Annotated in this window: 24 protein-coding genes; 15 read left to right on the top strand and 9 right to left on the bottom strand. The window is 71.0% G+C overall.

Annotated elements, in window-relative coordinates:
- Position 1: 1 nt before the first annotated feature.
- Positions 2-1,759 (bottom strand): serine/threonine-protein kinase, encoded by a 1,758-nt coding sequence (locus OHA68_RS30620; protein ID WP_327103347.1) that lies wholly within the window; start codon positions 1,757-1,759, stop codon positions 2-4.
- 284 nt (positions 1,760-2,043) lie between these two features.
- Here OHA68_RS30620 and OHA68_RS30625 point away from each other — a divergent pair, with 284 nt between their 5' ends.
- Entirely contained in the window at positions 2,044-2,880 is an 837-nt protein-coding gene (locus OHA68_RS30625) for a chorismate mutase (RefSeq protein ID WP_327103348.1), read from the top strand.
- 109 nt (positions 2,881-2,989) lie between these two features.
- Here the strand turns inward: OHA68_RS30625 and OHA68_RS30630 are convergent, their stop codons facing one another.
- Positions 2,990-4,372: an amino acid permease gene (locus OHA68_RS30630; protein ID WP_327103349.1), complete on the bottom strand. Its 1,383-nt coding sequence runs from the start codon at positions 4,370-4,372 to the stop codon at positions 2,990-2,992.
- A 155-nt stretch (positions 4,373-4,527) separates the two neighbouring features.
- On the opposite strand from OHA68_RS30630, the gene dnaE reads away from it, so the two are divergent.
- Positions 4,528-8,055, top strand: a complete 3,528-nt coding sequence (gene dnaE, locus OHA68_RS30635) for a DNA polymerase III subunit alpha (RefSeq protein ID WP_327103350.1) — start codon at positions 4,528-4,530, stop codon at positions 8,053-8,055.
- Positions 8,056-8,206: 151 nt separating this feature from the next.
- Positions 8,207-9,625, top strand: coding sequence for an amidase (locus OHA68_RS30640; RefSeq protein WP_327103351.1), 1,419 nt, complete (start codon positions 8,207-8,209; stop codon positions 9,623-9,625).
- A 12-nt stretch (positions 9,626-9,637) separates the two neighbouring features.
- Here the strand turns inward: OHA68_RS30640 and OHA68_RS30645 are convergent, their stop codons facing one another.
- Entirely contained in the window at positions 9,638-10,207 is a 570-nt protein-coding gene (locus OHA68_RS30645; RefSeq protein ID WP_327103352.1) for a hypothetical protein, read from the bottom strand.
- A gap of 63 nt (positions 10,208-10,270) precedes the next feature.
- On the opposite strand from OHA68_RS30645, the gene murA reads away from it, so the two are divergent.
- Both murA and OHA68_RS30655 read left to right on the top strand, forming a co-directional pair.
- Complete coding sequence (murA, locus tag OHA68_RS30650; protein ID WP_225277468.1) at positions 10,271-11,581, top strand: UDP-N-acetylglucosamine 1-carboxyvinyltransferase; 1,311 nt, start codon at positions 10,271-10,273, stop codon at positions 11,579-11,581.
- Positions 11,582-11,633: 52 nt separating this feature from the next.
- Positions 11,634-14,033, top strand: a complete 2,400-nt coding sequence (locus OHA68_RS30655; protein WP_327103353.1) for a transglycosylase domain-containing protein — start codon at positions 11,634-11,636, stop codon at positions 14,031-14,033.
- Between the two features lie 73 nt (positions 14,034-14,106).
- On the opposite strand, the gene ybaK is transcribed toward OHA68_RS30655, so the two are convergent.
- Complete coding sequence (gene ybaK / locus OHA68_RS30660; protein ID WP_189139986.1) at positions 14,107-14,601, bottom strand: Cys-tRNA(Pro) deacylase; 495 nt, start codon at positions 14,599-14,601, stop codon at positions 14,107-14,109.
- A gap of 20 nt (positions 14,602-14,621) precedes the next feature.
- Positions 14,622-15,356 (bottom strand): helix-turn-helix transcriptional regulator, encoded by a 735-nt coding sequence (locus OHA68_RS30665; protein ID WP_327103354.1) that lies wholly within the window; start codon positions 15,354-15,356, stop codon positions 14,622-14,624.
- 55 nt (positions 15,357-15,411) lie between these two features.
- On the opposite strand from OHA68_RS30665, the gene OHA68_RS30670 reads away from it, so the two are divergent.
- The gene (locus OHA68_RS30670) at positions 15,412-16,572 is read left to right on the top strand and encodes an MFS transporter (RefSeq protein WP_327103355.1); all 1,161 of its coding nucleotides are present in this window, start codon (positions 15,412-15,414) and stop codon (positions 16,570-16,572) included.
- A 77-nt stretch (positions 16,573-16,649) separates the two neighbouring features.
- On the opposite strand, the gene ligD is transcribed toward OHA68_RS30670, so the two are convergent.
- Both ligD and OHA68_RS30680 read right to left on the bottom strand, forming a co-directional pair.
- Positions 16,650-17,684 carry a non-homologous end-joining DNA ligase gene (ligD, locus tag OHA68_RS30675; RefSeq protein WP_327103356.1) on the bottom strand — a complete coding sequence of 345 codons (1,035 nt, stop codon included), beginning with the start codon at positions 17,682-17,684 and terminating at the stop codon, positions 16,650-16,652.
- Between the two features lie 25 nt (positions 17,685-17,709).
- Entirely contained in the window at positions 17,710-17,913 is a 204-nt protein-coding gene (locus OHA68_RS30680) for a hypothetical protein (protein ID WP_189139989.1), read from the bottom strand.
- A 171-nt stretch (positions 17,914-18,084) separates the two neighbouring features.
- Here OHA68_RS30680 and hisD point away from each other — a divergent pair, with 171 nt between their 5' ends.
- From hisD to hisF, 9 genes are read left to right on the top strand one after another with little or no spacing between them, the layout of a single operon-like run.
- Positions 18,085-19,392 carry a histidinol dehydrogenase gene (gene hisD / locus OHA68_RS30685; RefSeq protein WP_327103357.1) on the top strand — a complete coding sequence of 436 codons (1,308 nt, stop codon included), beginning with the start codon at positions 18,085-18,087 and terminating at the stop codon, positions 19,390-19,392.
- Positions 19,389-20,459, top strand: a complete 1,071-nt coding sequence (locus tag OHA68_RS30690; protein WP_327103358.1) for a histidinol-phosphate transaminase — start codon at positions 19,389-19,391, stop codon at positions 20,457-20,459. Before hisD ends, OHA68_RS30690 begins: the two co-directional genes overlap by 4 nt.
- Positions 20,456-21,049, top strand: a complete 594-nt coding sequence (gene hisB / locus OHA68_RS30695) for an imidazoleglycerol-phosphate dehydratase HisB (RefSeq protein WP_189139992.1) — start codon at positions 20,456-20,458, stop codon at positions 21,047-21,049. Before OHA68_RS30690 ends, hisB begins: the two co-directional genes overlap by 4 nt.
- On the top strand, positions 21,046-21,201 hold the full coding sequence (locus OHA68_RS30700; RefSeq protein ID WP_189139993.1) for a hypothetical protein: 156 nt from the start codon (positions 21,046-21,048) through the stop codon (positions 21,199-21,201). The genes hisB and OHA68_RS30700 overlap by 4 nt, the downstream gene beginning before the upstream one ends.
- The gene (gene hisH, locus OHA68_RS30705; RefSeq protein ID WP_327103359.1) at positions 21,195-21,830 is read left to right on the top strand and encodes an imidazole glycerol phosphate synthase subunit HisH; all 636 of its coding nucleotides are present in this window, start codon (positions 21,195-21,197) and stop codon (positions 21,828-21,830) included. The genes OHA68_RS30700 and hisH overlap by 7 nt, the downstream gene beginning before the upstream one ends.
- A complete protein-coding gene (locus OHA68_RS30710; RefSeq protein ID WP_189139995.1) occupies positions 21,823-22,152 on the top strand; it encodes a hypothetical protein in 330 nt (109 codons plus the stop codon). Before hisH ends, OHA68_RS30710 begins: the two co-directional genes overlap by 8 nt.
- A complete protein-coding gene (priA, locus tag OHA68_RS30715; RefSeq protein WP_189139996.1) occupies positions 22,152-22,874 on the top strand; it encodes a bifunctional 1-(5-phosphoribosyl)-5-((5-phosphoribosylamino)methylideneamino)imidazole-4-carboxamide isomerase/phosphoribosylanthranilate isomerase PriA in 723 nt (240 codons plus the stop codon). Before OHA68_RS30710 ends, priA begins: the two co-directional genes overlap by 1 nt.
- A 48-nt stretch (positions 22,875-22,922) precedes the next feature.
- A complete protein-coding gene (locus OHA68_RS30720) occupies positions 22,923-23,297 on the top strand; it encodes a Rid family hydrolase (protein ID WP_225277471.1) in 375 nt (124 codons plus the stop codon).
- Positions 23,294-24,055, top strand: coding sequence for an imidazole glycerol phosphate synthase subunit HisF (gene hisF / locus OHA68_RS30725; RefSeq protein WP_189139997.1), 762 nt, complete (start codon positions 23,294-23,296; stop codon positions 24,053-24,055). The genes OHA68_RS30720 and hisF overlap by 4 nt, the downstream gene beginning before the upstream one ends.
- Here the strand turns inward: hisF and OHA68_RS30730 are convergent.
- Together OHA68_RS30730 and OHA68_RS30735 are read right to left on the bottom strand one after the other, a co-directional pair.
- Positions 24,052-25,413 carry a glutamine synthetase family protein gene (locus OHA68_RS30730; RefSeq protein ID WP_327103360.1) on the bottom strand — a complete coding sequence of 454 codons (1,362 nt, stop codon included), beginning with the start codon at positions 25,411-25,413 and terminating at the stop codon, positions 24,052-24,054. The two genes, hisF and OHA68_RS30730, sit on opposite strands and share 4 nt — an antisense overlap.
- A 39-nt stretch (positions 25,414-25,452) precedes the next feature.
- Positions 25,453-25,614: a hypothetical protein gene (locus OHA68_RS30735; protein WP_189139999.1), complete on the bottom strand. Its 162-nt coding sequence runs from the start codon at positions 25,612-25,614 to the stop codon at positions 25,453-25,455.
- Between the last annotated feature and the right edge of the window lie 237 nt (positions 25,615-25,851).

The following is a 25,851-nucleotide window of genomic DNA, read 5'->3' on the forward strand; positions in this document are numbered from 1 at the left end:
CCTACCGGTCGGGCTTGAAGGTCGCGCAGAAGGTCTCGAAGAAGTGGTAGTCCTTCTTCCACCTGCTGTTGAGGTTGTGCCAGTAGATGGAGTATCCGCGGCCGTTGTCGGTGATGAACCCCCGGTTGCGGACCCTGGTCGGGCCCGTGTTGGTGTTCCAGGTGAAGTCCCAGTCGGCGGCGGCCTTCTGGAAGTCGACCTTCTTGATGTCGAGCAACTGGTAGCCGCCGAAGCCGTACTTGGCGGACTTCTCCTGCTTCTTCCAGTCCGCCAGCGGGTCGGAGCCGGGGTTCGACGCTCTGTCGACCGCCATGAACGCATTGGAGCCCGCGCCGGGCCCACGGAAGAAGACCTGGCTGCCCTCGCGTTTGTACTCGTCCCAGCCCTTCGGCAGCCCGATGGTGAAGTCGAGCTTCTTGTCCTTGTAGAGCTTCCAGCCGGCCGGCAGGGCGGCCTCCGTCGCCTTCGGCTCCGTGGGAGTCAGGGTGTCGGTGGGCGTCGCGGTCGGTGACGGGGTGGGCTCGGCGCTGGGCGTCGCCGACGATGGCGGCGGCGCCGAGGCGCCGGACGAGGGCTGCGACGTGCCTGTACTGACCGCCAGCGAGCGCGGGTCGGCGGTGGGATCGTCGCCCGGGGCCGCGCGCAGCCCGAGATAGCCGCCGACGGCGGCCACCAGCACCACCGCGGCGACCGCGGCGATGACCGGCACCGCCTGCCGCCGGTTGGAGCCGCTCAGCTCGGTCTCCTGGTAGTCCCCTGGAGGCGGTGGCTCCTGAGTGGCGGGCTGGAGCCGGGCTCCCGTCTCCGGCAGGGCGGCGACGGGTGGCGGGCTCGCGACGGGCGCCAGGTCGGGGTCCGTCGGCATGTCGTCCTCGACCGCCGGCTGCACCATGGTCGCCGGCGCCCGGGTCTCCTGGAGGAGCGGTGCCCGGTCGGCGGAGTAGGAGATGACCCGGCGCAGGGCCTGCGCCGTCTCCTCGTACGACAGGCGCTGGACCGGCTCCTTGGCCAGCAGACCGGCGATCACCGAGGCCAGCGGTCCCGCGTGGGTGGCGGGGTCCGGCTCGTCCGTCAGCACGGCGTGCATGGTCGCCAGGGCCATCCCGCGCTCGTGCGGGGAGCGGCCCTCGACGGCCGTGTAGAGCGTGGCGCCCAGCGACCACAGGTCCGACTCGCGGCGTGCGGGCAGCCCCTTGAGCCGCTCCGGCGCGATGAACGCCGGAGTGCCCGCCAGGCCGGTCACCGTCAGCTGCGTCTCGGTCTCCAGGGTGGCGATGCCGAAGTCGGTCAGCACCACCCGGCCGTCGTCGGCGAGCAGCACGTTCTCAGGTTTGACATCGCGGTGCAGCACGCCCGACTCGTGCGCGCGCTGCAACGCGTCGAGCACGGCCAGTCCGATCTTGGCCACCTTTCGTGGCGGTAGTGGCCCATCCTGCTTGATCACCGTTCCCAGGGAACGTGACTCGACGAGCTGCATGACGATCCAGGGACGGTCGTCCTCTTCGATCACGTCGTGTACGACGATCACGTTGGGGTGCTCGAACCTGGCCGCCGCCCTCGCCTCACGCATCGTGCGCCGATTCAGCAGCTGCACTTCGTCACCCAGAGCGGCGGCATAGCGGACTTCCTTGACCGCGACAGTGCGATCAAGGAGCTCGTCATGGGCGCGCCAAACAATGCCCATGCCACCCTTGCCAATGGGTTCCTGCAGCTGGTAACGACCGGCGATGCGGCGTCCGTCCGGCTTGCGATCCGACATCAACGGCCTCAAACCCTCCCTCTAGGCCAAGAAATACTCCCATAGCGAGGGATCAACGGCGACTCGCCGCAAGGACAGTCCATCATTCGGGAAGAGTGTCCAGCACGTGGAGGGCGGGTGTAAGGTGCAAACATGACTTGTCGCTACGTGTTTACCGAGCCGGCTCCGGGAGGGCCGGTCGTCCGCTAGCGACCACCTGGAGTCGGCAAAGGCAGAGACGCCGCGTCTCTGCCTTTTTGGTTTTTCCGCCGGCTCAGGGAGAGCCGGCCGAGTGGGGAGCCGAGATGTCATCGACCTTGGAACGGCATGTGGTCACGCTGGGCGCGCAGCGCGTGGGCGACGGGCCCGCCGTGGTGATCGGCGATCGGGTGAGCCTGCGCGCGCAGCGCGGCGACGCCCGCGCGATCCTGCGTGAGGGAGTGGCGCTGGCTGAGCCGGCCGGCATGGACGACCTGCCCGTGATCGCGGCGCGGGCGCGCGGCGTGGTGATCGGGGCGGCCTGGACGCGGGACATCCCGCTGGTGCGCGCGGTGGCCGCGCTGGGGTTGCCGGTGGTGGTGGAGCGCCGACACGGCGCCGCGCTGGCGGAGTGGCTCGGCGTGGTGGATTACTGCGTCGCGGAGGGCAACGATCAGGTGATCCTCTGCGAGCGTTCTGACCTGGGACTGCTGCGAGCCGCGCGGGCCGCGTCCGGCCGCCCCGCCCTCGCCGACGTGTCCGGAAATATCGGTCTTTGTACGGCTGCGGTGGCGGCTGGGGCGGACGGGCTCATCGTGGACGGCACCCCGGCGGACCGCCGGGCGGCGGAAGAGGCTGTGACCCTCGTCGGCGCCCTGCTCCGCCCGGAGGCCCCCGCCACGCTGCCCGAGTGCAGACAGGCCATCGACCGCGTCGACGCCACCCTGGCGACCCTGCTGGAGCGCCGGGCCGAGCTGGCCGGCGTCGTGCAGCGGCTCAAGCCGGTGGGCGGCTTCGCGGGGCGCGACCACGCCCGCGAGCGCGAGCTGGTGGCCACGATGGCCCAGCGCGCGCCCGAGCTGGGTGAGGAGCGGCTGGCCCCGATCATGAACGCGGTCATCGAGGCGGGCCTGCACCTGGCCGAGGAGCGCACCACCCGCTGACGGCGGGCCCGAGTTCCGGCCGCGTGACCACCTGCGTGAAGCCACCTGCGTGGCCCACCTGCGTGGGGTCACCTGCGTGGGGTCACCTGCGTGAAGTCGCTCGCGTGGCTCACTCGGCGGGGTCGGCCGCCGGTTGCGCCGGTTGCGCCGGTGTGGCGGCCCGCTTGCGGCCGAGCACCGTCCAGCCGAGGGCGATCCCCGCGATCAGGACGGGGACCAGGAAGAAGGCGACCCGCTGGTCGGCGTCCGCGAACGGCATCAGCAGCACCACCAGCGCCAGGAAGGCCAGCGTCAGCCAGTTGGTGTACGGCGTGCCCGGCATCGGGAACGACGAGCGGTGCCCGGATCGGCGCAGCCGCAACTGGCAGTAGACCAGCGTGCCCCAGGTGGTGACCACGCCGAGCGAGGCGACGGCGGTGGCGATGTTGAAGGCTCGCAGCGGCAGGAAGTAGAACAGCGCCACCCCGCCGAGGAACATGGCGGCGGTGAACACGATCCCGCCGATCGGGACGTGCCGGGCGCTGAGCGTCCCGGTGAAGCGCGGCGCCTCGCCGTTACGGGCCATCGACCGCAGGACGCGCCCGGTGGCGTACAGGCCCGAGTTGCACGAGGACAGCGCGGCGGTGATCACCACGAGGTTCATCGCGTCGGCCGCCCACGGCACGCCCAGGCCGGCGAAGACGGTGACGAACGGCGAGGTGCCGGCCTCGTACGCGGTCCACGGCAGCACCATGGCCAGCAGCACCACCGAGCCCACGTAGAAGACCGCGATCCGCCACACCACGCCGTTGACGGCCTTAGGCATGATCTCGCGCGGCCTGGCGGTCTCGCCGGCGGTGATCCCGACCAGCTCGATGGAGGCGTAGGCGAACACCACCGACTGCAGGCTCATCAGCACCAGCGGGAACCCGGTGGGGAAGAACCCGCCGTGCGAGACGAGGTTGTGCGGCCCCGCCTGGCCCACCGACAGGACGACCAGCACCAGCCCGACCACCAGGAACGTCACGATGGCCAGCACCTTGAGCATGGCGAACCAGAACTCCAGCTCGCCGAAGAGCTTCACCGACAGCAGGTTCACCACCAGGACGAAGCTCAGGGCGATCAGCGCCGTCACCCATTGGGGGAAGGCGGGCGCCCAGTAGTGGACGTACAGGGCGATCGCGGTCAGTTCGGCGATGCCGGTGAAGGCCCAGTTGATCCAGTACATCCAGCCGCTCGCGAACGCCGCCCACGGCCCGACGAACTCGCCCGCGTACTCGACGAAGGAGCCCGAGGCGGGACGGTAGAGGACCAGCTCGCCGAGGGCCCGCATGACGAAGAACGCGGCGACGCCGGCGGCGGCGTACGACAGCACGAGGGCCGGGCCGGTGGCGGCGAGCCGGCCGCCGGCGCCGAGGAACAGGCCCACCCCGATCGCCCCGCCGATGGCGATCATCTGGACCTGCCGGTTGCCCAGATCCTTCCGGTAGCCCTCGTCCGTCTCCGTGCGCACCGAGTGTCTCCTTCGTCACTTTGTGTGACTTCGACGATATCCGGGGGAGCCCTGGGAACCGGTCCGGCACGCCGTCATCGACGCCGCCCGAAGTGTCGGTGGGGGCCACTAAAGTCGGAGCGCACAGCACACGTTCAGACCGGAGGCGCCACTCCATGTCGTCCAGTGACTCGTTCGTCCACCTGCATGTGCACACCGAATACTCCATGCTCGACGGTGCCGCTCGGCTCAAGCAGCTGTTCAAGCAGGTCGGCGATCTGGGCATGCCGGCGATCGCCATCACCGACCACGGCAACATGCACGGCGCCTACGACTTCTTCCGGCAGGCGACCGGCGCGGGCATCAAGCCGGTGATCGGCATCGAGGCCTACGTCGCGCCGGAGCTGCGCCACAACAAGAAGCCGGTGCTGTGGGGCGAGCCGCACCAGCGGCGGGACGACGTCTCCGCGGGCGGCTACTACACCCACATGACGATCTGGGCCCGTGACAGAAAGGGCCTGCACAACCTGATGAAGCTCAGCTCGCGCGCCTACACCGAGGGGTTCGTGCGCAAGTGGGCGCGGATGGACGCGGACCTGCTCGCCGAGCACGCCGAGGGCCTGATGGCCACCACCGGATGCCCGTCGGGCGAGGTGCAGACCAGGCTCCGGCTGGGGCAGTACGACGAGGCGGTCAAGGCCGCGGCGAAATACCAGGAGATCTTCGGCAAGGACAATTTCTTCCTGGAGATCATGGACCACGGGCTCGACATCGAGCGCCGCGTCCGGGACGGGCTGAGCAGGATCAGCAAGGAGCTGTCGATCCCGCCGCTGGTCACCAACGACTCCCACTACACCTACGAGTCCGACGCCGCCTCGCACGACGCCCTGCTGTGCGTCCAGACCGGCAAGCAGCTGTCCGACCCGGACCGCTTCCGCTTCGACGGCAGCGGCTACTACATCAAGACCGCCGACGAGATGCGCGCGATCGACTCCTCCGAGCTGTGGGCCGAGGGCTGCCGCAACACGCTGCTGGTGGCCGAGAAGGTCGATCCGACCGGATTCTTCGCGTTCAAGAACCTGATGCCGACCTACCCCGTCCCCGAGGGGATGACGGAGACCGAGTTCTTCCGCAGGACGGTCTGGGAGGGCATGGACCGCCGCTGGCCGGAGGGCTTCGACGAGGAGCACCGCAGGCAGGTCGAGTACGAGATCGGCATCATCGAGCAGATGGGCTTCCCGAGCTACTTCCTCGTGGTCGCCGACTTCATCATGTGGGCCAAGGCGAGCGGCATCCGGGTCGGTCCGGGCCGAGGCTCCGCGGCGGGCTCGCTGGTGGCCTACGCGATGGGCATCACCGACCTCGACCCGCTGCCGCACGGCCTGATCTTCGAGAGGTTCCTCAACCCGGACCGCGTCTCCATGCCCGACGTCGACATCGACTTCGACGACCGCAGGCGGGCCGACGTGATCCGCTACGTGACCGAGAAGTGGGGCGCCGACAAGGTCGCGATGATCGCGACGTTCGGCACCATCAAGGCGAAGGCCGCCATCAAGGACGCGGGCCGCGTCCTCGGCTACCCCTACGCGCTCGGCGACAGGGTGTCCAAGGCGTTTCCGCCCGCGGTGATGGGCAAGGACATCCCGCTGGCGGGCATCTTCGACCCCGGCCACCCGCGCTACGACGAGGCGGGCGAGCTGCGCAGGCTCTACGAGGAGGACGTCGACGTCAAGGCGACGATGGACCTCGGCAAGGGCCTGGAGGGCCTGATCCGGCAGACCGGGGTGCACGCCGCCGGCGTGATCATGTCGGCCGAGGTGATCACCGACTACATCCCGATCATGCGCCGCGACGCCGACGGCGCGATCATCACGCAGTTCGACTATCCGACCTGCGAGGCGCTCGGCCTGCTGAAGATGGACTTCCTGGGCCTGCGCAACCTCACCATCATGGACGACTGCCTCAAGATGATCGAGTCGACCACGGGTGAACACATCGACCTGCTCGACCTGCCCCTGGACGATCGCAGGACCTACGAGCTGCTCGGCCGGGGCGACACGCTGGGCGTGTTCCAGCTCGACGGCGGCGGCATGCGCTCGCTGCTGCGGCTGATGAAGCCGGACACCTTCGAGGACATCTCCGCCGTCGGCGCCCTCTACCGGCCGGGCCCGATGGGCGCCGACTCGCACACCAACTACGCGCTGCGCAAGAACGGCCTGCAGGAGATCAAGCCGATCCATCCCGAGTTCGAGGAGTCGCTCGCCGAGATCCTCGGCACGACGCACGGCCTGATCGTCTACCAGGAGCAGGTCATGGCCATCGCGCAGAAGGTCGCCGGCTTCTCGCTCGGCAAGGCCGACCTGCTGCGCCGCGCGATGGGCAAGAAGAAGAAAGCGGAGCTGGACAAGCAGTTCGAGTCGTTCGAGGCCGGCATGAAGGCCAACGGCTACTCCGACGCCGCCGTCAAGACGCTGTGGGACATCCTGCTGCCGTTCTCCGACTACGCCTTCAACAAGGCCCACTCGGCCGCCTACGGCCTGATCTCCTACTGGACGGCCTACCTCAAGGCCAACCATCCGGCCGCCTACATGGCCGCGCTGCTGTCCAGCGTCAAGGACGACAAGGACAAGTCGGCCCTCTATCTCAACGAGTGCCGCCGGATGGGCATCAAGGTGTTCCCGCCGGACGTCAACGACTCCGACTTCGACTTCACCCCGCGCGGCACCGACATCCGCTTCGGCCTGGCGGCGGTGCGCAACGTGGGCGGCAACGTGGTGGACGGCATCATCTCCGCCCGTAGGGAGAAGGGCCGGTTCACCGACTTCAAGGACTTCCTGCGCAAGGTGCCCGCCGTCGTGTGCAACAAGCGCGTCATCGAGTCCCTGGTCAAGGCGGGCGCGTTCGACTCGCTAGGGCATCTGCGCAAGGGCCTGGTCATGGTGCACGAGCAGGCGGTCGACGCCGTCATCGACATCAAGAAGAACGAGGCCATCGGCCAGGACTCGCTGTTCGGGGCGATCGAGGGCGGCGAGGACCAGACCTTCGACGTGCAGATCCCGCCGGGGGAGTGGGACAAGAGCGTCCTGCTGCAGTTCGAACGGGAGATGCTCGGCCTGTACGTGTCGGACCATCCGCTGTTCGGCGTCGAGCACATCCTGGCCTCCGGCGCGGACTGCTCCATCGCGGCGGTCCAGGACGAGAGCCGCCCCGACGGCCAGGTGGTCACGGTCGGCGGCATCCTGAGCGGTGTCCAGCGCAAGGTCACCAAGAAGGGCGACACCTGGGTGCTGACCCAGCTGGAGGACCTCGAAGGCGCCATCGAGGTGATGATCTTCCCGTCGGCCTACCAGCTCTGCTCGACGATCCTGGCCGAGGACGCGATCGTCTTCGTCAAGGGGCGCATCGACAAGCGCGAGGACGTGGCCAAGATCGTCGCGATGGAGGTGACGGCTCCGGACCTGAGCCAGGAGGCGGGTGGCCCGTTACTCGTGAGCCTCCCGCTGGCCAGGTGCACACCGCCGGTCGTGGGGCGGCTCAAGGAGATCCTCAGCCACCATCCGGGCACGTACGAGGTGCACCTGCAGGTGCGCAACGGGCCGCGGACGACGGTGATGCGGGTGGACGACCGGCTCCGGGTGTCGCCTTCCCCTGCGCTGATGGGAGATCTCAAGCAGTTGCTCGGCCCCGCCTGCCTGGGCGCCTGACCTGACAGCCCGCCGGGCCCTGCTCCGGCGCCTGACCCCGGCAGGGCTGAGCGGGACGGCCTGGCCCGCCGTCGGATCTCGCCAGGCGGGGGCGCGCGCGTGGGCAGACCTCGCCGTCGTGGCCGCAGAGCGGGTGGGGCAGGATCGCAGCATGAGCGAGTTGCACTACCTGACCGCCACCGAGCTGGCGCGCCTGATCAGGGCCCGGCAGGTGAGCGCGGTCGAGGTGCTCCAGGCGCACCTCGACCGGGTCGAGCGGGTCAATCCCCGGGTGAACGCGATCGTGACGCTGGCGGCCGAGCAGGCGATGGACGCGGCCAAGGCCGCCGACGCGGAGGAGCCGCGGGGGCCGCTGCACGGGGTGCCGGTGGCGCACAAGGACCTGCTGGACACGGCCGGCATCCGCACCACCTACGGATCTCCACTTTTTTCCGGAAATATCCCGGAAAAAGATGATCTGATCGTGCAGCGGTTGACGGAGGCCGGGGCGATCAACGTGGGCAAGACCAACACGCCCGAGTTCGGGACCGGGTCGCACACGGTCAACGAGGTGTTCGGGGTGACCCGCAACCCGTACGACCTGTCGAAGTCCGCCGGGGGCAGCAGCGGGGGCGCGGCGGCGGCGCTGGCCTGTGGGATGGTGCCGCTGGCCAGCGGTTCGGACATGGGCGGGTCGCTGCGCAACCCGGCCTCGTTCTGCAACGTGGTGGGTCTGCGGCCGACGCCGGGGCGGGTGCCGAGCCCGTCGGAGACCGCCGCCTGGTACACCCTGTCGGTGCAGGGGCCGATGGCCAGGACGGTCGAGGACGTCACGCTGATGCTGTCGGTGATATCCGGATTCGACCCGCGATCCCCGTACTCGATCAAGGAGGTTTTCGCCGCTGAGCCCGAGGAGGGTGTGGCGGGGCTGCGCGTGGCGTGGAGTCCCGACCTGGGCGGGCTGCCGGTGGACGCCGCGACCGCGGCGGTGACCGCGACCGCGCCCGGTGTGTTCGAGCGGCTCGGCGCGCACGTCGAGCAGGTCGAGCTCGACCTGTCGGACGCCGAGGACGCCTTCCGCACCTACCGCGCCTGGTTCTACGCGCTGTCCTACGGCGAGCTGACCGGGCTGGGCGCCAACACCGCCTGGAACGTCGAGCAGGGCCGCCGGGTCACCGGCGCCGACCTGGCCCGGGCCGAGCGCGCGCGCAGCCGTCTCTACCAGCGGATGGCCGCCTTCTTCGACCGCTACGACGTGCTCATCGCGCCGGTCAGCCAGGTGCCGCCGTTCCCCGCCGAGGACCCGTACGTCCGCGAGATCGACGGCGTGCCGCTCCCCGACTACCTGACGTGGATGCGCTCGGCCTACTGGATCAGCGTCCTGCACGCGCCGGCGGCGTCCGTCCCGGCCGGGTTCACGCCGTCGGGACTGCCCGTCGGCGTGCAGATCGTCGGACGTCCCTTCGCCGACGCCCGCGTGCTGCGCGTGGCGCGCGCGTTCGAGCGGGCCACCGGGTTCGCCGGCCGCCGCCCGCCGCTCTGGCCGCCCGCCGCTCTGGCCGCCCGCCGCTCTGGCCGCCCGCCGCTCTAGTCGCCCGCCGCTCTAGTCGCCGCGCGGGGGCGGCTCGCCGATCCGGTACGGGTCCGCCGCCGGCGGGTGCGAGCCGATCCCGTACGGCGCGCGCAGCGGCGACTCGCGATAGCCGTGCATGCCTTCGAGCAGGCCGAACAGGCCGACGGCGAGCAGCGGCCAGGACACCAGGACGCCGTCGGCCGTCAGCGCGAGCGGCCCGGCGACGAAGGTGACGCCGGGTTCGGCCGAGGCCTCCACCGCGATCACGCCGAGGGTGAACGTGGTCCCTGTCCAGAGCGTCACGAACGAGGCGAGCACGCTGCCGCCGCACAGGCCGAGCAGCACGGCGAGCTGCTGACGGCGGCTCAAGAACCAGGCCAGCGCACCGCAGGCCAGCCCCAGCCCGCCGGTGACGGTGGCGAACCAGCCGTCGGCGGCGATCAGCGTCTGCGTCGCGGGATCGGCGAGCACCGAGGCGGTGCCCTCGGTGATCCGGTAGGGCGGGCGGGGCGACAGGGCGGACCAGACCAGCCCGGCGGGGACGCCCAGGGCGGCGAGTGCGAGGACGGTGACCGCGAAAGCACGCAATTGCCTCGCCACGCGACTCCCCTTCAGATCTGTGTCCGAACCAGATTGATGGTATCTCCCGGTTAGGCTCACTTCGTGATTGAAGAAAAGCTCTGGCACATCGAACCCTCTGGCCCGCTGCGAGGCGACGTCGTCGTGCGCGGCTCCAAGAACGGCGTGTCCAAGCACATGGTGGCCGCCATGCTGGGCAGCGGCGAAAGCACGATCCACAACGCCCCCGAAGTGGGCGAGGTGGGCATCACCGCTGACATGCTCACCGCCCTGGGCATCAACGTGGAGATCGGTCGTACGGAGATCCGCATCGAACCGGGCCCGGAGATCAGGCCGCGGGTGCCCGACGCGTTCACCGGGCTGAACCGCATCCCGATCCTCATGCTGGGCCCCCTGCTGCACCTGGCCGGGGAGGCGTTCGTGCCGCTGGTGGGCGGCGACCCGATCGGGCGGCGGCCGGTCAACTTCCACGTCGAGGCGCTGCGGGCGATGGGCGCGGAGGTGGAGGTCGGCGACACCGGCATCTTCGCCAAGGCCAAGCGGCTCAACGGCACCCGGCTGGAGCTGCCGTACCCGAGCGTGGGCGCGACCGAGACGATCCTGATGTCGGCCGTGCTGGCCGAGGGCAAGACCGTGGTGAAGAACGCCGCGATGGAGCCCGAGGTCGTGGAGCTCGCGCTGTTCCTGCAGCGGATGGGCGCCAGGATCGAGCTGTCGCCCGACCGCAGGATCGTGATCGAGGGGGTCGAGCGGCTGCGCGGCGCCTCCACCTGGCTGGCCGGCGACCGCATCGAGGCGTTCTCCTACCTGGTCGCGGGCCTGATCACCGGTGGTGAGGTGCGGGTGCACGGCTGCCCGCAGGACCGCCTGGTCACCGCGATCACCACGCTGGCCAGGATGGGCGCCCAGTTCGCCATCAACGACGAATACCTGTGCGCGACCGCCCCGCCCGAGGGCCTGCGCGCCGCGGCCGTGCAGACCGACACCCACCCCGGGTTCATGACCGACTGGCAGACGCCGCTCATGGTGCTGTTCACGCAGAGCCAGGGCATGTCGGTGCTGCACGAGACCGTCTTCGAGAACCGCCTGGTGTACGTTCCGGCGCTGAAGAGCATGGGCTGCGAGATCGAGGTCTTCGACCAGTGCCTCGGCGGCCCGGCCTGCCGCTACCACGACACCAACGCCCGGCATTCGGCGGTGGTGCGGGGCGTCTCGCAGCTCAAGGGCGCCGACGTGACGCTGCCCGACATCAGGGCGGGCTTCTCCGCCGTGCTGGCCGCCGCGGTGGCCGACGGGCCGTCCACGCTGCGCGGCGTGCACCACATCGAGCGCGGCTACCACCAGCCGTTCGAGCAGTTCGAGTCGCTCGGTCTGAACATCCGCCGAGGACAGTAAAGAATCAACAGCCGGGCGTTTCCCGCTGATCTTCTTGAAGCAGATCATCTGCGTGACTGTGCTGAAATCCATCACCTGGCTCGGGGTGGCGGGGGCGCTCAGCGGGGTGCTGGTGGCGGCGATGGCCGCTCCCGTGGTCAGCGGGGCAGGACTCGCCACGAAGAACGTCGCGACCACCTTCCTCGACCTGCCACCGGCGCCCCGCGAGGAGCCTCTCTCACAGGTGACCAGGCTGGTCGACATCCACGGCCGGACGTTCGCCCAGTTCTACGAGGCGAACCGGACGGCGGTGCCGCTGGCCAAGGTGGCGCCGGTGATGCGTCAGGCGATCGTGGCCATCGAGGACGCCCGCTTCTACGAGCACGGCGGGCTCGACGTGATCGGCACGCTCCGGGCACTGCTCACCAACACCCAGGCGGGCGGCATCAGGCAGGGCGGCTCCTCGCTCACCCAGCAACTGGTGAAGAACATCCTGGTGGAGAGTTCGCGCACCGACGCCGAGCGGGACCGCGCCCGCGCGCCCAGCATGGCCCGCAAGATCAGCGAACTCCGTCTCGCGCTGGCTCTGGAGAAGAAGTACCGCAAGGACGAGATTCTGGAGAAATATCTGAACATCGCCTACTTCGGTGCCGGTGCGCACGGCATCGAGGCGGCGGCCAGGCGCTTCTTCTCCACCACGGCCGCCGGCCTCACGCTCACCCAGGCGGCCACGCTCGCGGGCGCCGTACGGACTCCGTACTCGACCGATCCCTCGCTCGGCGACGCCCACCGGGCGAAGCTGAAGACGCGGCGCGACCTCGTGCTCGACCGGATGGCCGGGCTGAGCCTGATCACCCAGGAGCAGGCCGCGCGCGCCAAGCGGAGCCGGCTCTCCATCAAGCTGCGCCCCGAGCCCGGCGGCTGCGCGCAGAGCGAGCATCCGTACTTCTGCCTGTACGTGCACCGCGAGCTGATGACGAACCAGGTGTTCGGCGGCACGCCGGCGATCCGGCGGGCGCGGCTGGCCAACGGCGGGCTGGTGATCAGGACCAGCCTGGACCCGGTGGCGCAGAAGGCGGCGGAGCGGGCGATCCGGCAGCGGGTGGCGCCGATGGACACCGAGGTGGCCGCCGAGGCCATGGTGGAGCCGGGCACGGGCTGGATCAGGGCGATGGCGGCGAGCAAGGGGTTCGGCCGCAACCCGGGCGACAGCAAGAACGGGCCCAGGACGACCTTCAACCTCGCCGCCGACGTACGGCACGGCGGCGGCCAGGGTCTGCAGGCCGGGTCCACGTTCAAGGTGTTCACCCTGGCCACGGCGCTGAAGCAGGGCTGGAAGTTCGGTGACGGCTTCGACACGCCGGGGGCGCTGGTGCCCGGCGACGGCTACCGCGACTGCAAGGGCCGGCCCGTCAACGCGCCGGGGACGACCATCCACAACGCCAGCGGCGAGGGCGAGGGCGGCCCGCACAGCATCGAGACCGGTACCTGGAAGTCGGTCAACATCTTCTACATGATGCTGGAGCGCAAGGTCGGCCTGTGCAACGTGGTCAAGACGGCCCGTGCGCTCGGCATCAGGCGGGCCGACGGCACACCGCTGCGCGAGGTGCCCACGTTCACGCTGGGCGTGAACGAGATGGACCCGCTGACGGTGGCGGCGTCCTTCGCGACGTTCGCGGCCCGGGGCAGATACTGCCGGCCGCTCGCGATCCTGGAGATCGCCGACAGGGACGGCCGGCGTACCCGCGTGTCACCGGCCTGCCACCGGGTGATCGAGCGGGAGGTGGCAGACGCGGTCAACCACGTGCTGGAGGGCGTCTTCGACAAGGGGACGATGCGGGGGCAGGGGATCGGCCGGCCGGCGGCGGGCAAGACCGGCACCAACAACGGCTACACCTCGGCCTGGTTCGCCGGTTACACCCCGAACCTGGCGGCGGCGGTCAGCGTCGGCGACATCCGCGGCTCCTACAAGCATCCGCTGACGGGGGTGCAGATCGGCGACGAGTACTACGGCTCCGTGCAGGGGGCCTCGCTGCCGGGGCCGATCTGGGTGGACTCCATGAGCGCCGCGCTGCGCGACACCGAGGCGAAGGGTTTCCCCGGACCGGACATGTCCCGCTTCGGCGGCGGGCACACGCCGGGGCTGAAAGAGGCCGAGGAACGCGAGGAGCGTGAGGCGCGGGGCGGTCGCCGCGGGGGACACCGGGCGCACTCCCGGCGGCCCGGCGGGCTGTTCGAGTGGCTGCTGGGGCGGCCGGACCGGGGTCGCGGCCAAGCGCGGGCGCGCCGCGAGCACCCGGACGCCGGGCAGTCGCGCGGCGCGCCCCCACGCCGGGCCCGCCCCGACCACCCACGGGCCTCTCGCGACCATCCACGGGTACGCCGACAGCGGCCGCACATCAGGCATCAGCACCCACGCCCACGACGGGAGCACAGACCGGACCGCGTGCGACGCGACAGCCACCACCGATGACCGAGGCGTGCCGCCGAGCGCGGTGACCGGCCAGGTCCGGCGGGCGTGCCGCCGGGTGCGGTGGGGCGTGCGGTCAGGAGGGCTTGCCGATGGGGGCGGTCACGGCTTCGGTGAGGCGGATGAGGTCGGCGGGCGCGGTCTCGATCTGCAGGCCGCGCTTGCCCGCCGAGAAGAAGATCGTGCCGAACTCCAGCGCCGAAGAGTCCACCACGGTCGGCAGCCGCTTGCGCTGCCCGAGCGGGCTGATCCCGCCCACCACGTAGCCGGTGACCCGCTCCACCTTGGCCGCCTCCGCCATGGCGGCCCGCTTGCCGCCGAGCGCCGCGGCGAGCGCCTTGAGGTCGAGCTTGCCGGACACCGGCACGACGGCCACCGCGAGCCCGCTCTCCAGCTCCGCCACCAGCGTCTTGAAGATCCGCTCGTACGGCACGCCGAGCGCGTCGGCGGCCTCCTCGCCATAGGCCTGCGCGGCGGGATCGTGCTCGTAGGGGTGCAGGGTGAACTCCGCCGCGGCCCTGGTCAGCGCCGCGGTCGCGGGAGTGCCGCCACCCTTGCTCTTCTTGCTCACAGAATCCCAGTGTAGCGAATCTACAATGTAAAGGCGCGGCCGGGGGTGTACCCGAGCGCCCGCCGGAACACGTCGATGAAAGCGCTGGCGGAGGCCCAGCCGCAGCGGTGCGCGACGGCCGTCACGCTCACCCCGTCGGCGAGCAGCAGCAGCGCGCGCTGGAGCCGCAGCTGCGTGCGCCACTGCGGGAAGGTCATCCCGAGCTCGGCGCGGCACAGCCGGGCGAGCGTCCGGTCGCTGGTGCCGGCCCGGGCGGCGAACTGGGCGAGGGTGCGCCCGTCGGCCGGATCGTCGTCCAGCATCGCGCAGACCGCCACCAGCCGTGGATCCCGGGCGGTCGGCAGGTGGAACGGCCGCTCGGGGGAGCGGCGCAGCCGGTCGAGCAGGACGCCGAGCAGCCGGTCCCGCTCCGCGCCGTCGCCGGGGTCGGCCGTGTAGGCGATGATCAGCTCGCGCAGCAGCGGCTCGACGGCGAGCACGGCGGGCCTGGCCAGGCCGAGCGGGTCGCCGGTCAGGCCCACCAGGCGCAGGTCGGTATTGCCGTGGGCGCGGTGCTCGTGCACGGTGCCGGCCGGGATCCAGATCGCCCGGCTGGCCGGGGCCACCCACGTCCCGGCGTCGGTGGTGACCGACAGCACGCCGCTGCAGGCGTACACGATCTGGTGGGTGTCGTGCCGGTGGGCGTCGATGCCGCCGCCGGGCGCCAGCGGGCGCCGGCCGGTGGGTGCTTGCGGGAGATGGCGAATTTCCGGCATGAATTGGCATTTTATCGGAAGCGAGCCAGGGCGGGCGCGGGCCACCATCAGGAACGTGAAGACGAGCCGGATCACGATCCTCGCGGCCGGGCACGCCTGCGTCGACGTCTACCAGGGGGCGGTGCCGGCGCTGGTGCCGTTCCTCGTGGCCGGGCGCGGCTACGGGTACGTGGCGGTCTCGGGCGTCGTGCTGGCCGCCACGCTGCTGTCGTCGGTCGTCCAGCCGGTCTTCGGCGCGCTGACGGACCGGTGGCGGATGCCGTGGCTCATCCCGGTCAGCATGACCACGGCGGGGCTCGGGGTGGCGCTCAGCGGCGTGGCGGGCTCGTACGCGCTGACCTGGCTGGCCGTGGCGCTGTCCGGGCTCGGCGTGGCCGCCTACCACCCGGAGTCGGCCCGCCTGGCCAGGATCGCCAGCCGGGGCAGTCACGTGCGGATGAGCTGGTTCTCGCTCGGCGGGACCCTGGGGTTCGCCTCCGCGCCGATCCTCGTCACGCCGCTGCTGGCGGCCGGCGGGCTGGGCGCGTCGCCGTACCTGGTGATCCCCGCCGTGGCGGGCGCGCTGCTGTCGCTCACCGTCATCCGCGCCCTGGCCGGGCCGGGCGAGGCGGACCGCGCGGCGCCGCCCTCCGGCCGCGACGACTGGCCGTCGTTCGTCCGCCTGTCCCTCGTGATCGTCTTCCGGTCGGTGGTGTACGTCGGGCTGAGCACGTTCGTGGCCCTGTACCTCGGGGGTGGGGCGGCGGGGGCGGTGGCGCTGTTCGTGCTGTTCGCCGGGGGCGCCGTGGGCACGGTGCTGGGCGGCAGGCTGGCCGCCCGCTGGGGCCGGGTGCGCACGATGCGCCTGGCGTACGCGGCCGCCGTTCCCGCCGTTGCCGGGGTGGTGCTGGCGCCGGGATTCGGAGCGTACGTCTTCATCGCGGCGGCGTCGATCACCCTGTACGCGCCGTTCTCCCTGCATGTGACGCTGGGGCAGGACTTCCTGCCGCGGCGGGTGGGCACGGCGGGCGGCGTCACGCTGGGGCTGGCGGTGAGCGTGGGCGGGCTGGCCAGCCCGCTGGTGGGGGCGGTGGCGGAGGCGGTGTCGTTGCGGGCGGCGCTGGCGTGCCTGGTGCCGTTCCCGGTGCTGGCCTGGCTGCTCGCCCGCACCCTCACCGAGCCGGCCCAGGCGGACCCCACCGGCACGGTCGAGCCGTCGGCGGGCCGCCCGGGATGACACCGGCCGCCCGCCCGGGATGGTGCCGGCCGGGCGGCCGCTCAGCCGACGCCTGACCAGCGCTTGGCCCCTCCCGTTCAGCCGACGGCTGACGCGCCGCCTGGTCCCTCGTCGCCGGCCGCGCGTACGTCGCGGGGGTGGCGGTCGGGGCGGAGGCCGCGCCAGGAGGGGTGGCGCAACCTGTTGTCCCCGGTCACCTCGGCGAACTGCACCTCACCCACCATCACCGGCTCCACCCAGTGCGCGTCGCGGGCGAACTCACGCGGCACCGGCTCGTCGAAGGGCGGGTCGGCGCGCTGCAGCGGGGCCAGTCGCTGGTGCAGGTCGCCGAGCATCGCCTGGGTGAATCCGGTGCCGACATGCCCCACGTAGAGCAGCCGGCCGGTGTCGTCGTACGAGCCGAGCAGCAGCGAGCCGATCGTCCCGGAGCGCCGCCCGCTGCCGGGCTTCCAGCCCCCGATGACCACCTCGACGGCCTTGACGTTCTTCACCTTGGTCCACTCGGCGGTGCGCTTGCCCGGCCTGTAGGGGGAGGTCAGCCGCTTGCAGACGATCCCTTCCAGCCCGAGCCGCCGGGAGAAGCCGAAGGCGTCCTGGACGTGGTCGTGGAACCACACGGGCACCTGCCACCGGAACCCGGGCACGAAGGTGGTCTCCAGCAGTTCGCGCCGCTCGGTGTAGGGCAGCGCGATCGTGCTTCCCGGGGCGCCGCCGGACTCGGCGTCGAGGTGCAGGATGTCGAAGGCCATGAAGGTCACCGGCACGGTCCTGGCCAGCTCGGCGACGCTGAGGGGGTTGCGCTGGTGCATGCGCGGCTGGAGGGCGCCGAAGCTGGGCCGCCCGGCCTCGTCGAAGGCCACGATCTCGCCGTCGATGACGGCCGGCCGGCGGCCGGTGGCGCCCGCCATGAGCCGCAGCTCCGGGTAGGCGGCGGTGATGTCCTTGCCGTTGCGTGACAGGAGGCGTACGGCGCCGTCGGCGAGGTAGGCGAGGGCCCGGATGCCGTCCCATTTCATCTCGACGGCCCACGCGTCCTGGTCGGCGGACGGCAGCGGACCGAGCTGGGCCAGCATCGGCGCGTAGGTCGGCAGCGACGCCATGCACGCTGCCATACCCCGCTCCGCGCGCGCACACTCCCTAGCCGGTCAGGCGCTCGGCGCCGGCGGGCTGTTCGACGAGTTGCGCCAGGTCGACGCCGTGCCGGCCGAGCTCGGCGACCGAGGCGCAGTAGCCCTGGAGGTAGCGGTGCCCGTCGACCACATGTGAGACACGCAGCATCGGCCGGTCGTCAAGCATGATCGCTTCCACCAGGATGCCGTTCGGGCCGAGCCAGACTCCCATCCGCAAAGAGTACGGGAGCGGACATAAAAGACAAGAGGCTATAAAAGACCTGGTCAATCTCCGTCTCCCGATGGCGTCCTGGTCGCGGTCCGGAGCGAGGCGGCACGCCACGCCAGTGTCCGGATGGTGGACGGAACAGGATTCACCGGGTGGACTCCGTAAACTATGAGGGTGATTTCCCGTATCGACATGCGAGGTTCCCTTCCGGCGAACCTGCGCGACGTGCTGCCCCGCGCCGACCTCGACGTAACGGCCGCCCTGGAGAGGGTGCGGTCCATCTGCGAGGACGTGCGCCATCGCGGGGCGGCAGCCGTACGGGAGCTGACCGCCGAGCTGGACGGTGTCGAGATCGAGCGCGCCCGGGTGCCCCGTGCGGCGATCGCCAGGGCGCTCGCGGAGCTGCGGCCCGAGGTGCGGGCGGCGCTCGAGGAGTCGATCAGGCGGACCAGGCTGGTCCACCGCGACCAGCGGCGGGCCGACGTCACCACGCAGGTGGTGCCCGGCGGCACGGTGACCGAGCGGTGGCTGCCGGTCGACCGGGTGGGGCTCTACGTCCCCGGCGGCCGCGCCGTCTACCCCTCCAGCGTGGTGATGAACGTCGTGCCCGCCCAGGAGGCCGGGGTGCCGTCGCTGGCCGTCACCAGTCCGGCCCAGAAGGATCACGGCGGGCTGCCGCACCCGGCGATCCTCGCCGCGTGCGCGCTGCTGGGCGTCGAGGAGGTCTACTCCGTCGGTGGCGCCCAGGCCGTGGCCATGTTCGCCTACGGCACCGAGGAGTGCGAGCCCACGACCATGGTCACCGGGCCCGGCAACATCTGGGTGACCGCGGCCAAACGGCTGCTCAAGGGCCGCATCGGCATCGACAGTGAGGCCGGCCCGACGGAGATCGCGATCCTTGCCGACCACACCGCCGACCCGGTGCACGTGGCCGCCGACCTGATCAGCCAGGCCGAGCACGACGTGATCGCGGCGGCCGTGCTCGTCACCGACAGCGTGGAACTGGCCGAGGCCGTCGAGAAGGAGCTGCCCGGCCAGGTCTCGGCGACCAGGCACTCCGAGCGGATCGCCGAGGCGCTCAGCGGGCGGCAGTCGGCCATCGTGCTGGTCGACGGGATCGAGGACGGCATCAAGGTGGTCGACGCCTACGCCGCCGAGCACCTGGAGATCCACACCGAGGACGCCGCCGCGGTGGCCGCCCGGATCCGCAACGCGGGCGCGATCTTCGTGGGCCCCTACGCGCCCGTCTCGCTCGGCGACTATCTCGCCGGGTCCAACCACGTGCTGCCCACCGGCGGCTGCGCCTGCCACTCCAGCGGCCTGTCGGTGCAGTCGTTCCTGCGCGGCATCCACGTCGTCGACTACACCCGCGAGGCCCTGGCCGGGGCCGCGGCGCACGTGTCCGTCCTGGCCGACGCCGAAGACCTTCCCGCTCACGGCGCGGCCGTCCGCGCCCGCTTCGACTGGCAGGTGCCCTCGTGAACCTCGACGACCTGCCCATCCGCGCCGACCTGCGGGGCAAGAGCCCGTACGGCGCGCCCCAGATCGACGTCCCGGTCCGGCTCAACACCAACGAGAATCCCTACCCGCCCTCCCCGGAGCTGGTCGCCGACCTGGCTGAGGAGATCAGGCGCAGCGCGTGCGACCTCAACCGCTACCCGGACATGGACGCCGGTGACCTGCGGGCCGATCTGGCCGCCTATCTGGGGCACGGCCTGGCCGCCGAGCAGGTGTGGGCCGCCAACGGCTCCAACGAGGTCATCCAGCAGATCCTGCAGGCCTTCGGCGGTCACGGCCGCACGGCGCTGGGCTTCGAGCCGTCCTACTCGATGCATCCGATCATCACCACCGGCACCAACACCGAGTGGATCAAGGCGACGCGCGAGGAGGACTTCTCGCTCGACCCCGGCAAGGCCGTCGCGGCGATCGGGGAGCACCGTCCCGACATCGTCTTCCTGGCCTCGCCCAACAACCCGACCGGCACGGCCCAGCCGCTGGCGACGGTCGAGGCGATCCTCGACGCCGCGCCCGGCATGGTCGTGGTGGACGAGGCCTACACCGAGTTCGCCAGGCAGGGCACGCCCTCGGCGCTCACCCTGCTGCCGCGGCACCCGCGCCTGATCGTCACCCGGACGATGTCCAAGGCGTTCGCCATGGCCGGCACCAGGCTGGGCTACCTGGCCGCGCACCCGGCCGTGGTGGAGGCGCTGCTGCTGGTGCGCCTGCCGTACCATCTGTCGACGCTCACCCAGACGGCGGCGCGGGTGGCGCTGCGGCACCGGGCGGAGCTGCTGGGGACGGTCGACGCGCTGCGCCAGGAGCGTGACGACACGGTCCGGTGGCTGCGGGACAAGGGCTTGACGGTCGCCGACTCCGACGCGAACTTCGTACTGTTCGGGCGGTTCCCCGACCGGCGCGCGGTCTGGGAGGGGCTGCTGGCGAGGGGCGTGCTCATCCGCGAGGTCGGGCCGCCACAATGGCTTCGGGTGTCGATCGGCACCGGCGAGGAGATGGCGGCCTTCCGTGCCGCGCTGGAGGGGATTCTGTGAGTCGCGTAGGTCGCGTCGAGCGTACGACGAAGGAGACGTCCGTCCTGGTCGAGGTGAACCTCGACGGCACCGGGCTGCTGGAGGTGGCCACCGGGGTGGGCTTCTTCGACCACATGCTGGCGCAGCTCGGCAAGCACGGGTTGTTCGACCTGACGGTCAAGACCGAGGGCGACCTGCACATCGACTCTCACCACACGATCGAGGACACCGCGCTCGCGCTGGGTGCGGCGTTCCGCGAGGCGCTGGGCGACAAGTCGGGCATCAGGCGGTTTGGTAATGCGTCCTGCCCGCTGGACGAGGCGCTCGCCGAGGTGACCGTCGACCTGTCCGGCCGCCCCTATCTCGTGCACACCGAGCCCGAGGGCATGGCGCCGATGATCGGCCCCGACTACGACACCACGATGACCCGGCACATCCTGGAGTCCATCGTGGCCCAGGCGGCGATCTGCCTGCACGTACGCGTCCCCTACGGCCGCAACGCCCACCACATCGTGGAGGCCCAGTTCAAGGCGCTGGCCAGGGCGCTGCGGGCGGCCTCGGAGCCGGACCCCAGGGCGACGGGAGTGCCGAGCACCAAGGGCGTCCTATGACCGAGAACACGATCGCGATCGCCTTGGTCTTCGTCGGGCTGTTCCTCATCGGCGGCGTGATCTCGCTGGCCAAGCAGGGACTCAAGATCGGCGCGGCGATCTGCGGCGTCGGTGCGGTGCTGGCCGTGACGGCGGGGGTGCTGTGGTGGTGAAGAAGCTCGTGGTGCTGGACTACGGCTCAGGCAACCTGCGCTCCGCCGAGCGCGCCCTGGCCAGGGTGGGCGCCGAGGTGACCGTCACCGCCGACTTCGACGCGGCTCTCGACTGCGACGGGCTGGTCGTGCCGGGCGTCGGCGCGTTCGAGGCGTGCATGAGCGGGCTCAAGGGCGTCCGTGGCGAGCAGATCATCGGCCGGCGGCTGGCCGGTGGCCGGCCGGTGCTGGGCATCTGTGTCGGCATGCAGATCCTGTTCGCCCGGGGCGTCGAGCACGGTGTGGAGACCGAGGGTTGCGGCGAATGGCCCGGCACGGTCGAGCGGCTCGAGGCGCCGGTGCTGCCGCACATGGGCTGGAACACCGTCAAGGCGCCGGAGGGCAGCGTGCTGTTCGCCGGCATCGACCCCGCCACCCGCTTCTACTTCGTGCACTCCTACGGCGTGCGCGAGTGGGAGCTGCGGCCCGGCGACGGTTTCGCCGAGCCGGTGGTGACCTGGGCCGAGCACGGCGTGCCGTTCGTGGCCGCCGCCGAGAACGGCCCGCTCATGGCGACCCAGTTCCACCCGGAGAAGTCCGGTGACGCCGGGGCCGCGCTGCTGGAAAACTGGCTCGGCACCGTTGAGTAAGGAGCGGGCGCACCGCCGCTCCGCACGTGAGGCGGAGCGTGCGCTGGCCATCCGGCGCAACGTGGAGCGTCAGGCGCGCCGGGCCCGCCGCCGGGCGGTGATCCTGCGCCTGACCCCGCGCCCGGTGCGCGTCGCCCGGCAGGGCGGCCTGATCGCCCGCCGTCAGCGTGCCCAGAACGCGGTGGTCGCGCTGGCCTTCCTGATCGTCCAGGCGCTCGCCTGGCTGATCTGGGGGTCGGCGCTGCTGAGCTTCGGCGTGCTGATCTTCTCCTTGCTGCTCGTTCCTGTTCTCGTGACCCTCGCTTTCGACCGGAGGACCTGATGTCCCTCGTATTGCTCCCCGCCGTAGACGTGGCGGACGGCCAGGCCGTGCGCCTCGTGCAGGGTGAGGCCGGGACGGAGACCGGCTTCGGTGAGCCGCTCGCCGCCGCGCTGGCCTGGCAGGAGGCCGGCGCGGAGTGGATCCACCTGGTCGACCTGGACGCCGCCTTCGGCCGCGGCTCCAACCGCGAGCTGATCACCGAGGTGATCGGCAAGCTGGACGTGAACGTCGAGCTGTCGGGCGGCATCCGCGACGACGCCTCCCTGGCCGCCGCGCTGGCCACCGGCTGCCGCCGGGTCAACATCGGCACGGCCGCGCTGGAGAACCCCGCCTGGTGCCGCAAGATCATCGCCGAACACGGTGACCAGATCGCGGTCGGCCTGGACGTTCGCGGCACGACGCTGGCGGCCCGCGGCTGGACCGAGGACGGCGGCGACCTGTGGGAGGTGCTGGACCGGCTGGAGGCCGACGGCTGCCCCCGCTACGTCGTCACCGACGTCACCAAGGACGGCACCCTGCGCGGCCCCAACCTGGACCTTCTGCGGCAGGTGTGCGCCCGCACCGACAAGCCGGTCGTGGCCAGCGGCGGCGTCTCCTCCCTGGATGACTTGATCGCACTGTCTTGTCTCGTTCCGGACGGCGTGGAAGGCGCCATCGTGGGAAAAGCCCTGTACGCCCGCAATTTCACGCTGGAGAGCGCGCTGGCCACAGTGAGCGCTTAGGAGTCGGGAGGGGGCGTGATGGGCAGTACAAGCATGGAAAGCACCGGAATGAGGGTGTTTTCGGGTGGAATCTGGGAGGAAAAGTACGGATACTCCCGTGCGGTGGTCGTGGGCGAGAGGGTCATCGTCTCCGGCTGTACGGCGACCGTCGCCGGTGAGGTCCGGCACCCGGGTGACGCCTACCGGCAGAGCCTGACGGCGATCGACATCGCCCTGGAGGCCGTCGCCAAGGGCGGCCTGACCGTCGAGGACGTCGTCATGGTCCGCTACTACGTCGTCGATCAACATCACTTCGACCTGGCCGGCAAGGCCATCGCCGAGGTGTTCGGCGAGGTGCGCCCCGCCTGCACCGGGGTGCGGGTGGCCGGGCTGGTCGACCCGAAGATGCTGATCGAGATCGAGATCGAGGCGATGCGCGCATGACCGTGGCCGTCAGGGTCATCCCCTGTCTGGACGTCGACGCCGGACGCGTCGTCAAGGGCGTCAACTTCGCGAACCTGCGTGACGCCGGCGACCCGGTCGAGCTGGCCAGGCGTTACGACGAGGAGGGGGCCGACGAGCTCACCTTCCTCGACATCACCGCCTCGTCGGGCGAGCGCGAGACCATGCTCGACGTGGTGCGCAGGACGGCCGAGCAGGTCTTCATCCCGCTCACCGTGGGCGGCGGCGTTCGCTCGGTGGACGACGTGAACCGGCTGCTGCGGGCCGGCGCCGACAAGGTGTCGTTCAACACGGCCGCCATCGCCAGGCCCGAGCTGCTCACCGAGGCGTCGCGGCGCTTCGGGGCCCAGTGCGTGGTGCTGTCGGTGGACGCGCGCCGGGCGCCGGGCACGCCGAGCGGGTTCGAGGTGACCACGCACGGCGGTCGCCGCGGCACCGGCATCGACGCCGTGGCGTGGGCCGCCCGTGGCGAGGAGCTGGGCGTGGGCGAGATCCTGCTCAACTCCATGGACGGAGACGGCACGCTCAACGGCTATGACCTGGAGATGCTGCACGCGGTCCGGGCGGCGGTCCGCGTGCCGGTGATCGCGAGTGGCGGCGCGGGCCGTCTGGAGGACTTCCCGCCCGCCGTCGCGGCAGGCGCCGACGCCGTGCTGGCGGCGAGCGTCTTTCACTTCGGCACGCTGAAGATCCACGAAGTGAAGCGGACCCTGGCGATGGCCGGCCACCCGGTCCGCTAGAAGACGCGCAGGTGGTGGAAGTGCTCGTAGGAGGCGTCCTCGGCGGCGAACGCGGTCGCCTCCGAGCGCTTCACCGCCAGATAGGCGCTGCGGCGCAGCGGCCCCAGCGCCTCCATGAGCAGCTCGTCGGCCTCCAGCGCGTCCAGGGCCTCGTCGAGTGAGGCCGGCAGGCGGGGGTAACGGCCCGGGCGCGTGTCCGGGTCGACGTCCACCGCCTCGCCGGGGTCGAGCTTGCGGCGGATGCCGTCGAGGCCGGCGTGGATGACCGCGCCCAGCGCCAGGTAGGGGTTGGCCGAGGAGTCCGACGGCTTCAGCTCCAGGTTGGGCTCACCGCTGTCCCCCAGCGGCGAGCAGACGCGTACGGCCGCCTCCCGGTTGTCGGGCCCGTAGACGTTGTAGGCGCCCGCCCATGACCGGGGCGTCAGCCGGCGGAAGCCGTTGACACTGCCACACGTGAGCGCGGTCAGCGCGGGCAGATGGGCGAGCAGCCCGCCGATGAACCACTCCCGCACCTCGCTGTCGCCGCCGAAAAGGTTATGGGATTGGCTCCACAAGGACAGGTGCAGATGGGCGCCGTTGCCCGCCTGGCCGGCCAGCGGCTTGGGGGCCAGCGAGGCCCACAGGGCCATGCGCAGGGCCACGCCGCGGACGGTCTCCCGGTAGAGGACGTGGTTGTCGGCGGCGCGCAGCGCGGGCGCGTGCCGTACGGACATCTCCTGCTGGCCGTGGCCCAGCTCCGGGTGGCAGTGCTCGACCTGCATGCCCTGGCTGTGCAGGGCGCGCATGAGCGCGATCGTGTAGTCGTGGGCGGCGTCGAAGCCGAGGCCGGCGTAACACAGTGCGTCGTCGATCGGCACCAGCCGGTCCAGGCCGCCACCGGGGTCGGGCACCCGCCGGCCGAGCGTGAACTCCGGCTCGAACGCGGCCTCCAGCGTGTAGCCCTCGGCCTCCAGCGTGCCGATCGCGTCCTTGAGGAAGGTGCGTGGGCAGGCGGCCCAGGGAGAGCCGTCGGGCAGGCGCAGATCCGACAGCATCACCGCCGCTCCCGGCGCGTAGGGGAGCGGAGCATAGGTGGACGGGTCGGGAACGATGCGCACCTCGCCCACCGGACCCATGTCCTCGACCTCTTGGAGCTGGTCGAGCATGTTCATCGCCATCATGGCCACGGTGTGCCCGATGCCGCTGCTGAGCCGATCCGCGAGCCGTGCCCGGGATGCCGCCTTGCCACGGATGACGCCACCGTGGTCGGTGTACAGAAATCGGATCAGCTCCACCTCTTCGACCTCGGCCCGCTCGCAGATGCGAGTGATGCCGGGATCGGACGGGTCGAGCTTGGCGGTGCCTGTACGGTCTCTCATCCTGCCTGCGTAACACGACTGAGCAGGCAGGACCACCGATCAGGTCAGAACACTGGTAAAGAAAACAGCCAGCTGATCGGCTCCATTGACGATGCTGTCGAACACGCCGTTGACCGCGGCGGCCGCGTCGGCCGGCCGGGTGAACAGGTAAAAGACCACAAACGCGACAGCCACGTACGTGAGCACCTTCTTGACCTGCATGGGGGGCCTCCTGCAGTCCATTCCCAGCCGTATATACCCGGATCTGGGCGATCAGTGGCATCTTCTATGAAGATGTTTTCGATCATAACCGGGGGGCTTGTTCCCCACCCATCGTACGGCCTGAACGCGGGACGGGAGCGCCTTCTGAGCCGAAGGTTCAGCGATGTGGCGGCCACGGCAGGGCGCCTGTGGATAGCGGCACTCTCCACGATCCATGGCTAGACTATCCAGCCACCA

It is taken from the genome of Nonomuraea glycinis, assembly GCF_035920485.1.
GTDB lineage: Bacteria > Actinomycetota > Actinomycetes > Streptosporangiales > Streptosporangiaceae > Nonomuraea > Nonomuraea glycinis.

What these genes read in the sequence shown, in the direction of transcription:
- OHA68_RS30620 (WP_327103347.1), bottom strand. Translation starts at nt 1,759, where the DNA reads ATGTCGGATCGCAAGCCGGACGGACGCCGCATCGCCGGTCGTTACCAG.
- OHA68_RS30625 (WP_327103348.1), top strand. Translation starts at nt 2,044, where the DNA reads ATGTCATCGACCTTGGAACGGCATGTGGTCACGCTGGGCGCGCAGCGC.
- dnaE (WP_327103350.1), top strand. Translation starts at nt 4,528, where the DNA reads ATGTCGTCCAGTGACTCGTTCGTCCACCTGCATGTGCACACCGAATAC.
- OHA68_RS30640 (WP_327103351.1), top strand. Translation starts at nt 8,207, where the DNA reads ATGAGCGAGTTGCACTACCTGACCGCCACCGAGCTGGCGCGCCTGATC.
- OHA68_RS30665 (WP_327103354.1), bottom strand. Translation starts at nt 15,356, where the DNA reads ATGCCGGAAATTCGCCATCTCCCGCAAGCACCCACCGGCCGGCGCCCG.
- ligD (WP_327103356.1), bottom strand. Translation starts at nt 17,684, where the DNA reads ATGGCAGCGTGCATGGCGTCGCTGCCGACCTACGCGCCGATGCTGGCC.
- OHA68_RS30680 (WP_189139989.1), bottom strand. Translation starts at nt 17,913, where the DNA reads ATGGGAGTCTGGCTCGGCCCGAACGGCATCCTGGTGGAAGCGATCATG.
- OHA68_RS30700 (WP_189139993.1), top strand. Translation starts at nt 21,046, where the DNA reads ATGACCGAGAACACGATCGCGATCGCCTTGGTCTTCGTCGGGCTGTTC.
- priA (WP_189139996.1), top strand. Translation starts at nt 22,152, where the DNA reads ATGTCCCTCGTATTGCTCCCCGCCGTAGACGTGGCGGACGGCCAGGCC.
- OHA68_RS30720 (WP_225277471.1), top strand. Translation starts at nt 22,923, where the DNA reads ATGAGGGTGTTTTCGGGTGGAATCTGGGAGGAAAAGTACGGATACTCC.
- hisF (WP_189139997.1), top strand. Translation starts at nt 23,294, where the DNA reads ATGACCGTGGCCGTCAGGGTCATCCCCTGTCTGGACGTCGACGCCGGA.
- OHA68_RS30730 (WP_327103360.1), bottom strand. Translation starts at nt 25,413, where the DNA reads ATGAGAGACCGTACAGGCACCGCCAAGCTCGACCCGTCCGATCCCGGC.
- OHA68_RS30735 (WP_189139999.1), bottom strand. Translation starts at nt 25,614, where the DNA reads ATGCAGGTCAAGAAGGTGCTCACGTACGTGGCTGTCGCGTTTGTGGTC.